The following is a 9910-nucleotide window of genomic DNA, read 5'->3' as shown; positions in this document are numbered from 1 at the left end:
ATGAACAAAGCAGACCGTATTAAACGAATGAAAACACCAGAAATTGATCCAAAGTACAAAGGACGAGTGCCTCCGGGGCAAGTAGTGACGGAGCGCTTTCCGATTTTACATGAAGGAGACGTGCCGGAGTATAACCTAGAGGAGTGGACGCTTCGCGTATTTGGATTAGTAGACAAGGAAGTAACCCTTTCGTATCAAGATATATTAGACATGCCGCAAACAACGGTGAAATGCGATATTCACTGCGTAACGAGATGGACAAGACTTGATAATGAATTTACGGGCGTGCTGTTTACAGACTTTTTAAAAGCAATTGGCGTGAAGTTAAAAAGTGAATATATCATGCTGCACGGAGACAATGACTATACGTCAAACATTGAGGTAGAAGATTTACTGAGAGACGATATTCTTCTTGCTCATTCCTTTAACGGAGAGCCGCTTACAGCTAAGCATGGATATCCGCTACGATTGGTTGTTCCGCATTTGTACTTTTGGAAAAGTGTTAAATGGCTTCGAGGCTTTGAAGTCATTGATGAAAATCATCCTGGCTTTTGGGAGCAAAACGGCTTTCATCTTAGAGGAGATCCGTTTAAAGAAGAGCGTTTTTCTGGAGAAGATTTAGGCATTCCAGAAGATGAGTGGGTACATAAAGACTATGATTAATGAAAATGCCTATGCGTGCGCATAGGCATTTTGTTAGCGCTGGCGTTTTAATTCCCACACAACGTGGCGAAGCTCAGGCAAAATCAGCTTGGTCATGGCTAGACGAACAGCACCGCTTGATCCCGGTGTAGAGAAAACGGCTTTTTCGTTAATCGTCCCGGCAATTGCCCGGCTCATAATTGCTGCGCTGCCAATGTCTTCGATGTAGCTCAGCATGCGAAACAGCTCACCAAATCCAACGATTTCTTTATGAATCAGCGCTTGAACGGCTTCAATTGTGACGTCTCGTTTTGTGATGCCTGTCCCTCCATTTGTCAGAACAACGTCGATGCCATCATCACTGCATCCGGCAAGTATCGCTTGTTGAATCGACGTTTGATCGTCTTTTACAATTTCATAGGAGGCGACTTGCATGTCATGTTCTTTTAGAAGTTCCATCATCAGCGCGCCGCTTTTATCGCTTTCTTTTGTACGCGTGTCTGATACTGTAATAACTTTGCAGCGAACGGGCTGCGTTGCTTTGGATTTATGTTCGTGTACGCTCATTATGTACCTCCTTTACGCTTCTGTGCGTTTGTAGTCACCGTTTTTGCCGCCTGATTTTTCAAACAAATATGTTTCGCCGATAATCATTCCTTTATCAATGGCTTTGCACATATCATAAACGGTTAGTGCACAGGCAGAAGCAGCGGTTAAAGCTTCCATTTCAACACCCGTTGAGCCTTCGGTTTTAACCGTTGCTTCTATTAATAAACGGTACTGATCATTGCTTGTGTCCCAGTCGAATGAAAGGTTTACGCCTTTTAATAGAAGAGGGTGACACATCGGAATAATGTCAGACGTACGTTTTGCTGCCATGATTCCCGCTACTTGCGCGACAGCAAGTACGTCGCCTTTTCCGATTTTATGTTCTACAATGGCTTCGTGAATTTCTTTGTTAACAAGTATACTTGAACGAGCTGTTGCAACGCGGCGAGTAATAGATTTTTCGCTAATATCGACCATATTGGCACGGCCTTGGTCATTAAAATGTGTAAAAGAAGACATCGGTGTTTTCATCCTTTTTCAGTAAATTTTGTTGTATGATAGAAATAGTGAGATATGCTATGATTTTACACCATAGCGTAAAAAGTGAACAGACATAAAGGAAGTGAAGAATGTATGTTAGAAAGCAGAACACCTATTTCAATTCCTGAAGCAATTGAAAAAGTTATGACATATAAAAGAAAAGGCAGCATTGAACGCGTATCAATCACCGAAAGCTACGGACGCTATTTAGGAGAAGATATTATCGCCGACCAAAACGTTCCTCATTTTAATAAATCGCTTTATGACGGCTTTGCAATTCGAGCGCAAGACTGTGTAGAAGTCTCAAGTGAACATCCTGTCGAGTTCGAAGTAGTAGGTGAAATCGGCGCCGGCTCTGTTTTTGAAGGAGAAGTAAAGCCGTTTCAAGCGGTGCGCATTATGACAGGAGCGCAAGTGCCTCATTCATGTGATGCGGTTGTAATGCTTGAAGTAACGAAGTCTTATGAAAAAGAAGGAAAGACGTATATGGCGTTAAGCCGGCGGGCTTCAAAGTGGGAGCACATTGCATTAAAAGGAGAAGAAACGAAAAAAGGAGACGTGCTTGTTTCAAAAGGGACGCGAATCAATCCGGGCGTCACGGCTTTTTTAGCTACGTTTGGCTATGCCGATGTCGCTGTCGTGAAGCAGCCGGTTGTTGGGGTTTTAACAACGGGCAGCGAACTGCTTGATGTGAACGAGCCGTTAGAACCAGGAAAAATCCGCAACAGCAACTCCTATATGGCACTCGCGCAAATTATAAGAAGCGGCGGGGTTCCGAAATACTTAGGAAAGCTTGAAGACGACTTTGACCGCTGCTATGAAGCGGTAGAAAAAGCGCTCGAAGAAGTGGATATTTTACTGACAACCGGTGGGGTATCCGTTGGGGACTATGATTATTTGCCGGCTATTTATGAAAAGCTTGGTGCGAATGTGCTGTTTAACAAAATTGCGATGCGGCCGGGAAGCGTCACAACAGTCGCAGAACGAAACGGGCAGCTGCTGTTTGGACTATCAGGAAACCCATCTGCTTGCTATGTCGGGTTTGAACTGTTTGTACGTCCGATTGTTCGCAGCTTTTTACATTCACCACTGCCCCATTTACATAAAACAAAAGCGGTGTTAAACGGACGTTTTAAAGAGCCTAATGCATTTACGAGAATGGTGCGAGGAGAAATTACAGACGAAGGCGGAAGGCTTGTTGTAACTCCAGTTGGAATGGACAAGTCAGGCGCTATTTCGTCATTAGCTGCAGCAAATGCGCTGGTTGTTCTTCCAGGTGGAGAGCATGGGTATGATAAAGGAACAGAAGTGAACGTGCTGCATCTTGAAAACGAAGGCACGAGTTCGCTTTGGGTATAAATAGCAGTCTGCTTATTGCTTGTCCTTTTTTTCAATAAGAACTTGAAGCAGCTCTGTAATTCGATCTAATTTGCTTTCAATGCGAACAAGTAAGTAAAAAGATAGGGCAATTGGAAAGCCTAAATCTTTAATATAGCTAACTAAGTTTTCCATAATAGCATACCTCCTTCACTTAGAAGATATATTATAATATGTGATTTCTAAGTATTTGTTCGCAGGGCAGACGTCCATTTTTAAGACAAAAGTCCTTAAAAAATAAGAAAAAGCAGCCTCGGCATTGGCAAGCGAGGCTGCTTTTTTGTAAGGGTTCATTTATACGTATTCAAGTATGAACGATTATTGGAATTAAACTATAACATATTTTTAAATATAAATAATACTTTTGATGTGTTCTAACATATGAATAAGAGGTGCACTTTTGATTCATCGATTTAATTGGTCCTCCTAATGAAAAACCAACTAAATTAAGGATGTATAAAAAGCTGCATATTCTATAAAAGTGACTTTTTCAGAACTCTTACTTCCCTAAGGGTTCTCTTTTTTGCTGTGTGTCTAAGAGAGTGGTTGTGTACACAGTTTATATTTTAATCCTGAGATAAATAAATCCAGTTCATTTCATCAAATTCTTCAATACTATAATTTGAACCTATATTCTTTAACATTTTATTGAAGAATTTTAGATTAACCTCATGATCATACAAATCTTCTTGAATGTATTCCTTAATAATAAAGTTTGTTAAATTTGTATTATTAACAAAGTCTGAAAAGAACGACGTTATAAGGTCTGAATCTTCTTCGTTTAATTTTTCATCATTAATGATCGAAATCCTAAAAACGTTTAAAATCGCGTCAATATCTTCTGCATCCATATAACATAATGGATCTAGTTTTTTATCTTCTTCTGTAAATGGATTTCGAGTGTCTTCAATAACTACATAAGATATAATTCTTCCATTCCTTGATACATGGAAGATTTCTAAATCACGCAATTTTAAAATTCTATGAAGCGATATCATAAGTTCCTCCTATTAAAGTGTTGATTTACGATATTTTAATAAATTAGATAATGTTAAATCTAAAGAGTATAGTATTCAGTTTACAGTAAAATAATCTTGTGTGGTATTAATTAACAAATATATAAACGTAAAAAGAGAAGAGGATACGTATATGAGAGAGTATTTCTTGAAAACGGAAAGGTTAGGATTTTCCATTTGGCATAGTGATGATGTTAAATATGCAAACTCTCTTTGGGGAGATGAAAACGTAACGAAATTTATTGTGGCAAATGGAAAAATGTCTGTGGAGGAAGTGCAAAATAGACTTGATAGAGAAATAGATATGTATCGTCAACATAACATTCAGTACTGGCCTGTTTTTTTACTCCAAACGAACATGTAGGTTGCTGTGGTGTGCGACCTTACAATATTCAAGGTAAAACTCTGGAGTTTGGCATACACTTAAAACGTCCTTATTGGGGAAAGGGAATAGCTCAAGAAGCAAGTCAAGCAGTCATAGATTACTCTTTTACTAACCTTGAGGTAAGCAGTTTATTTGCGGGGCATAACCCTAAAAATAGAGACTCTGCAAAATCACTTAATAAATTAGGGTTTAAATACACACATGATGAGTTTTATAAACCTACGGGGTTGCAACATCCTTCTTATTTGCGTACTAAAGAAGGATAGCGGCAGTTAATTTTTTAAATAGCCTATGACATGTTTTGTGTTAACTAGAAAGAAATAGATAAACAAATACTTTATTAAGGAGGGAGATCAAATGCATTGTTTAGAACCAAAAGATTATCATAAGATACACAACATTTTAAAAGCATCATTTAAGACTCCTACATTTGCTTTTTCTGTTGTTAATCGTGTGATTCAAGGGTCTGTGTACGTAAATGATAGTATGAAGCCAACGTCAGGATTTCTTAGAATACGTGCAGGGGACTATTATGTATTTGGTCAAGGAAATGACTTAGTGTTTAATAATTCTCTCTATCGTTACTTCGTTGAGAAGGTTTATGGCATGGAAAAACGTTTTACTGTTTTTACTCCATCGACCGATTGGGAGGCTCTTTTTGACGAGACTTTCAAACCGTACGTAAAGAAAATGATACGTTCTAAGTATAGATTTGTTCCTCCAAAAGTTCCTTCTAAGTATAACCTTCCCGATCTTTATGAGTTAAAAGATTTTAACTCTGATTTTTTAAGGGGAAGTGAGAATTTCAATGAATCATATATAGTCGATTACTGGGGATCAGAAAGTCATTTTTTTAAAAACGGATTAGGAGTTTGTGTTATCCATAAAGAAAATATTGTCGCTGAATGTGTGTCTATCTTTCATAGTGGAACAATAGCTGAAATCGATATTGTGACTAATCCTAGCTATAGAGGACAAGGATTGGGAAAAATAGTGGGTCAAGAGTTTATAAATAAGTGTTTAGAAAAGAATGTTATGCCTGCTTGGGATTGCGATAATAATAATGAAGCGTCAAAAGCATTAGCTAGTAAACTTGGATTTTCTAATGAAGAGAGGTACGCTTTATATGTATTAAAATGAAAAGCCCTAAAAGTAGGGCTTTTTTGTACCGGTTATACTTTTAGAGCAACAAAGTCTAGATAGAATAAGCATGTGTAAGCACTGTTCTAAAAGTATGTTACAATGTAATTATAAGGAATAAGAGGGGGATATAGGGATGTTAACGGCAGCAGTTGTAACTGTTTCAATTTTATCTTTAGCTTGGATTGTTGGGCAAAAAGAGCAGACAGAAAAACAATAATTTAGAAGAAAAAGCAGGTGAGGGGGGCATATATGCAAAGACAGCAAAGCATTACTGTCCTTTTATTAATGCTAGGAGTAGCAGCCATTTCTTTAGGGCTGGCTTTGAAAGATGTATTCGAGCACTCTCCTACGGTGGGCTGGCTTCTAGGAACCGCAATATTAATAGGTAATTCTATTTATACAGGTGTACAGGTAAGAAAGAAAAATCATACATAATGAATTTTCAGAGTGCTTGGATAATGCCTATCCAGGCATTTTTTATATGGAGAAATGGGATTTTATTAGCATTGATAGTGTATCTACTAAATATTTCAGCTCAGGTGGGTACTCATGCAAGTAAGATAGGAGGATCTAAATACTAATGAAGTACGATGAATATGAAATGCTTGAGTTATTTGAAGACGAGCCTGTAGTAATGATTGATAAACAGACTGGTATGTTTATGTACAGCAAGGATGACGATCAGGGATTTCATTTACTATTGACGATGTCGGTACATGAAAGTAAGTGCAGTGTAAGCTTAAGTTATAAACACTTTAAAGGATTAATCTTTAACTTTGATTTAGAAGATATTAGCCAAATTAAAGGAGAAAATGATCGGTTAAATATCTTGGGGAACGATGACAATACGGAAGTGGAAATTAGTTTCAAACCACATTTTTCGTTAAAGAAGGTAAGGCTATAACGTTAACTAAATCTTCAAATAGGATGAAACAAATCGATAAGGTTAATAAAATATTTGAAGGAAGAGGGTAAATGATGAAGAGGGTAGCAAAGGGGTTAGTGCTGATTATTAGCCTAGTAATAATTGTTGTTGTAGGAGCCATTTTTATATTTAATCAGTCGTTAAAGCCAGACGAAGATAAAGAAGAAAAAGTAAAAGTAGAAGCTAAAAAGTATTTGAAGACACATTTTACAGATTCAACTGTTATTTATGATACCTTATACGACAATATGGGGAATTTTCCTTTTGAATATGCAGCAAAGGTAACTAATGAAAAGGATCAGACAAATTTTCTTGTTTACTACAACGATGAAGTAAATGAAATGGAAGATAGCTATATTTCTTCTAAGTGGGAAAGTCAATTAAATAAAAAAGTTCGCCCTTACATTATACAGAAGTTTGAACCGTTAGATGAGCTCATTGTATTTTACGATGCGCAAGTAGGAAAGACATATAATATTAATCCTAATATCGCCACTAGTTATAAGGATTATAATGCTTCGCCTTCAATTACTATCTCCATTGCTCGAAAACCGAAAAAAGAAGATGCAGAGACTTTCAGTGAAATGGTATCTTTCTTAAAAAAAGAAGCTGAACTAAAGCATGGTACAGTTACTTTAAACTATGTAAAGAAAGGTGTACCACAATCAGGTAAGGAGATACGCAAAGAATTTTAAAATTTATATTTTTTAAGAAGAGCGTTTTTATAGCATATTAGGAAAATATAAAAGACCTTTAAAACTATTTGTTTTAAAGGCTTTTGCTGCTTTATAACGGTGGTTATGACAAATAGGCGATATAAGAAATACACTAATTTATCTTCAAATTTATCTTCAAATTTCTTCTTTTTCCATTGCTCTCGCATTAATAATTCTGTTCTTATGCGTTTCTCCCCAGTCTTTCATAAGCAAAATGATTGGTTCGAGAGATCTTCCGAATTCGGTTAGGGAGTACTCTACTTTTGGGGGGATTTCTTTATAGATTTCACGGTGAACAATCCCGTCTTTTTCTAACTCTCTTAATTGTAAAGTCAGCATGCGCTGTGTAATGGCAGGATATAGTTTTCGGAACTCATTAAAACGCTTCTTTCCATCAATGAGATGATAAAGTATAATTCCTTTCCATTTTCCACCTATTACGTCTAATGTGGTTTCGACCGGGCACCCGACTTTACTGGGTGAATAATCGAAGCCTACTTTTTGGTTTCTCATCCATTTTCACTCCCTGTAGTATACGGTTTTATACTATGTTTAATTAATGTGCGTACTTCCTCTAATTTATTACAAAATATACAATATAATCATACCAAAAATAAAAAGGAGGTCTATATTATGAAAACATTAGTACTCATTGCACATCCACATATTGAATCTTCTCGAGTAAATAAAAAATGGAAGGAATCAGCTTTGAATCAAACGGATTTAACGGTTCATGATCTTTATGAAACATATTGTGATCAACCCATTGATGTGAAAGTTGAACAGCAGCTGCTTCTTGCTCATGATCGTATTGTTTTTCAGTTTCCATTATACTGGTACAGCAGCCCGCCACTTTTAAAACAGTGGTTTGATGAAGTGTTTACCTTTGGGTGGGCTCATGGCCCTGGCGGAACGAAGCTTACGGGAAAGGAGTGGGTGTTGGCTATTTCCATCGGTTCGCCTGAACATTCTTATCAAGCGGGTGAGTATAATTTATTTTCAGTAAGCGAAATAACAAAGCCATTCCAGGCATCTGCTAGTTTAGTTGGCATGATTTATCTTCCTCCTTTTATTGAATATCGTTCAAATAAAATCAGTGACTATGATATCACTCAAAGTTCAATTGGCTATGTAAAGCATATTACAAATACAGAATTAAATCCGAAAATTCGTTTTCATAATTATTTAAAACAGCTAGACGAAAGTACCTTGTCTGTTAATGAATAAACAAAGGGAAAAAGAAAGAGCATCTAATGTGGTGATTAGATGCTCTTTTTAATACTTAGAAGCAGCATATGGCATACATTCTATTTTCTGAATAATTGAAGGTTTTGAGAGGACATAATCGTATAAATATCGAACTTAGTAGTAAGTCACTGCCTGTTATATGATTAAAGATTCTTGGTTTACAGTGCAAACGATTGATGATAAAACTTATGCCATTAGCGAATGTGGGCATTGGGAAAAAGTCCATTCTTTTTTGCTTATCGGAGAAAATAAAGCTGTGCTTATAGATACAGGGCTTGGGATTGATAGCATAATGTATTTAGTAGCAATAGAAGGTACTGTAAATAGGTAACTTTCTTTAAGGTTTACGAAAGAATTTACTAAAAAAATCTGTATTTTACACACTAAATATAAGGTGGAATTAACTTTATTTTCCTTTTGGTCGCTATTAACATGAGAGGAATGGTTGTTTTGTCTAATAAATTAGAAATAAATAATGATATTCGAGATAATTTACGTTCCGACTGTTCAAGTTGTTTTGGTTTGTGCTGCGTAGCTTTACCTTATGCACAATCTGCTGATTTCGCATTTAATAAAGATGGCGGGACTCCTTGTCGTCATTTACAGCCAAACTATTCATGTTCCATTCATAAAAACCTTATCACTACGGGATTCAAAGGCTGTGTGGGGTATGAGTGTTTTGGTGCAGGTCAAAGAGTTTCTCAAGTTATATATATAGGAAATGATTGGAGAGCTAACAAAACAAGGGCTAAAGAAATGTTTGAGGTATTTCCTATTGTTCAGCAGCTGCATGAAATGCTGTGGTATTTAAGTGAGGCACTCCAATTTCAAGCTACAAAACCAATTCACAATGATTTAAAAATTTCTTTTGAAGAAACTGAAAGCCTGATCAAACAAAGCCCAGAGGATATTTTAAAAATTGATGTACATGAGCATCGAATGAAAGTGAAGGACTTGCTTGTACGTACAAGTGAATTGGTACGTCCTAAAACATCTAATAAAAAGTTGGGAAAGAAATTCAAGCGTAGTAGTGACTATATCGGTGCTAACCTAAGAAGAGCTAATCTTAGAGGAGCTAATTTAAAGGGAGCGTTATTTATAGCTGCTGATCTTAGAGATGCGGATCTCCGGTTAACTGATCTTATTGGTGCAGACTTTAGGGATGCTGATTTGAGCGGTGCCGACCTGACAGGAAGTATTTTTCTTACTCAGGCACAGGTGAATGCGGCAAAGGGAAATGTACATACAAAGTTGCCGTCTGCTTTAGCAATCCCAGAACATTGGGTAAAAGGAGGAGCTCAAGGACTAGTTCAATAGTTCTTGAGCTCCTTTTTTATGCTTAGAACTGCGCTTATATAAACTGTATTTG

The 9910-nt window shown here is 36.9% G+C and carries 16 protein-coding genes; 11 read left to right on the top strand and 5 right to left on the bottom strand.

Annotation, left to right across the window (positions count from 1 at the left end; all coding sequences use genetic code 11):
* A complete protein-coding gene (locus JNUCC25_RS19010) occupies window positions 1-663 on the top strand; it encodes a sulfite oxidase-like oxidoreductase (protein ID WP_078082092.1) in 663 nt (220 codons plus the stop codon).
* A gap of 33 nt (window positions 664-696) precedes the next feature.
* Here JNUCC25_RS19010 and JNUCC25_RS19005 read toward each other — a convergent pair whose 3' ends face one another.
* Both JNUCC25_RS19005 and moaC read right to left on the bottom strand, forming a co-directional pair.
* The gene (locus tag JNUCC25_RS19005) at window positions 697-1209 is read right to left on the bottom strand and encodes a MogA/MoaB family molybdenum cofactor biosynthesis protein (RefSeq protein WP_029323614.1); all 513 of its coding nucleotides are present in this window, start codon (window positions 1207-1209) and stop codon (window positions 697-699) included.
* Between the two features lie 12 nt (window positions 1210-1221).
* Window positions 1222-1710: a cyclic pyranopterin monophosphate synthase MoaC gene (gene moaC, locus JNUCC25_RS19000; RefSeq protein WP_029323612.1), complete on the bottom strand. Its 489-nt coding sequence runs from the start codon at window positions 1708-1710 to the stop codon at window positions 1222-1224.
* Between the two features lie 114 nt (window positions 1711-1824).
* Here moaC and JNUCC25_RS18995 point away from each other — a divergent pair, with 114 nt between their 5' ends.
* On the top strand, window positions 1825-3090 hold the full coding sequence (locus tag JNUCC25_RS18995; RefSeq protein WP_029323610.1) for a molybdopterin molybdotransferase MoeA: 1266 nt from the start codon (window positions 1825-1827) through the stop codon (window positions 3088-3090).
* A 12-nt stretch (window positions 3091-3102) separates the two neighbouring features.
* On the opposite strand, the gene JNUCC25_RS18990 is transcribed toward JNUCC25_RS18995, so the two are convergent.
* Window positions 3103-3243 (bottom strand): YvrJ family protein, encoded by a 141-nt coding sequence (locus JNUCC25_RS18990; RefSeq protein WP_013058473.1) that lies wholly within the window; start codon window positions 3241-3243, stop codon window positions 3103-3105.
* 431 nt (window positions 3244-3674) lie between these two features.
* Window positions 3675-4106: a hypothetical protein gene (locus JNUCC25_RS18985; RefSeq protein ID WP_013058472.1), complete on the bottom strand. Its 432-nt coding sequence runs from the start codon at window positions 4104-4106 to the stop codon at window positions 3675-3677.
* Window positions 4107-4257: 151 nt separating this feature from the next.
* On the opposite strand from JNUCC25_RS18985, the gene JNUCC25_RS18980 reads away from it, so the two are divergent.
* From JNUCC25_RS18980 to JNUCC25_RS18955, 6 genes are all read left to right on the top strand, one after another.
* Window positions 4258-4488 (top strand): hypothetical protein, encoded by a 231-nt coding sequence (locus tag JNUCC25_RS18980; RefSeq protein ID WP_228540856.1) that lies wholly within the window; start codon window positions 4258-4260, stop codon window positions 4486-4488.
* An 11-nt stretch (window positions 4489-4499) separates the two neighbouring features.
* Window positions 4500-4775 carry a GNAT family N-acetyltransferase gene (locus JNUCC25_RS18975; RefSeq protein ID WP_253880615.1) on the top strand — a complete coding sequence of 92 codons (276 nt, stop codon included), beginning with the start codon at window positions 4500-4502 and terminating at the stop codon, window positions 4773-4775.
* A 91-nt stretch (window positions 4776-4866) separates the two neighbouring features.
* Window positions 4867-5649 carry a GNAT family N-acetyltransferase gene (locus JNUCC25_RS18970; RefSeq protein ID WP_064472009.1) on the top strand — a complete coding sequence of 261 codons (783 nt, stop codon included), beginning with the start codon at window positions 4867-4869 and terminating at the stop codon, window positions 5647-5649.
* Between the two features lie 252 nt (window positions 5650-5901).
* Window positions 5902-6087, top strand: a complete 186-nt coding sequence (locus tag JNUCC25_RS18965) for a hypothetical protein (protein ID WP_064472008.1) — start codon at window positions 5902-5904, stop codon at window positions 6085-6087.
* A gap of 145 nt (window positions 6088-6232) precedes the next feature.
* Window positions 6233-6556: a hypothetical protein gene (locus JNUCC25_RS18960; protein WP_064472007.1), complete on the top strand. Its 324-nt coding sequence runs from the start codon at window positions 6233-6235 to the stop codon at window positions 6554-6556.
* 71 nt (window positions 6557-6627) lie between these two features.
* The gene (locus JNUCC25_RS18955; protein WP_223268983.1) at window positions 6628-7272 is read left to right on the top strand and encodes a hypothetical protein; all 645 of its coding nucleotides are present in this window, start codon (window positions 6628-6630) and stop codon (window positions 7270-7272) included.
* A gap of 156 nt (window positions 7273-7428) precedes the next feature.
* Here the strand turns inward: JNUCC25_RS18955 and JNUCC25_RS18950 are convergent, their stop codons facing one another.
* Complete coding sequence (locus JNUCC25_RS18950; protein WP_029323601.1) at window positions 7429-7806, bottom strand: winged helix-turn-helix transcriptional regulator; 378 nt, start codon at window positions 7804-7806, stop codon at window positions 7429-7431.
* 120 nt (window positions 7807-7926) lie between these two features.
* On the opposite strand from JNUCC25_RS18950, the gene JNUCC25_RS18945 reads away from it, so the two are divergent.
* The 3 genes from JNUCC25_RS18945 to JNUCC25_RS18935 all read left to right on the top strand — a co-directional run bounded on the left by JNUCC25_RS18945 (window position 7927) and on the right by JNUCC25_RS18935 (window position 9858).
* On the top strand, window positions 7927-8520 hold the full coding sequence (locus JNUCC25_RS18945) for an NAD(P)H-dependent oxidoreductase (protein ID WP_078082090.1): 594 nt from the start codon (window positions 7927-7929) through the stop codon (window positions 8518-8520).
* A gap of 160 nt (window positions 8521-8680) precedes the next feature.
* The gene (locus tag JNUCC25_RS18940; RefSeq protein ID WP_013058466.1) at window positions 8681-8872 is read left to right on the top strand and encodes a hypothetical protein; all 192 of its coding nucleotides are present in this window, start codon (window positions 8681-8683) and stop codon (window positions 8870-8872) included.
* A gap of 119 nt (window positions 8873-8991) precedes the next feature.
* Window positions 8992-9858: a pentapeptide repeat-containing protein gene (locus JNUCC25_RS18935; protein ID WP_223268984.1), complete on the top strand. Its 867-nt coding sequence runs from the start codon at window positions 8992-8994 to the stop codon at window positions 9856-9858.
* Window positions 9859-9910 lie beyond the last annotated feature (52 nt).

It is taken from the genome of Priestia sp. JNUCC 25 (genome assembly GCF_053667915.1).
Note: the sequence above shows the minus strand (reverse complement) of the source record. Positions and strands in the feature narration are given on the sequence as shown.